The following is a 280-nucleotide window of genomic DNA, read 5'->3' as shown; positions in this document are numbered from 1 at the left end:
CATACCCCATCACTCTGAGGGCCTTATTTACGGTATTTTCACTGATTGGTTTACGCGGGTCATGTGCTCCCGTAAAGATCAGACCATTTTCACCAGCCCATGTCTGAAGTTCTGTCAGTATGGCTACAGCCTGTTTGCTGAGTGGCACAAGATGTGGTGTTCGCATCTTGGAGCCCCGGTGTGAGAATTTTACCCCTGGCAGAGGTTTGCGTTCGGCTGGAATAGTCCACATGGCATTGTCAATATCAATTTCAGACCAGCGGGCGTATCTGAGTTCACT

1 protein-coding gene is annotated in these 280 nt (G+C 49.3%); it reads right to left on the bottom strand.

Annotated features, from left to right (window positions below):
• The coding region (locus tag LZP73_RS21080; protein WP_234236954.1) for a tyrosine-type recombinase/integrase at positions 1-280 on the bottom strand (280 nt) is incomplete at both ends.

The sequence above is a fragment of the Shewanella sp. AS16 genome, assembly GCF_021412365.1.
GTDB lineage: Bacteria > Pseudomonadota > Gammaproteobacteria > Enterobacterales > Shewanellaceae > Shewanella > Shewanella salipaludis.
This window is presented reverse-complemented; position numbering and strand designations above follow the sequence as displayed.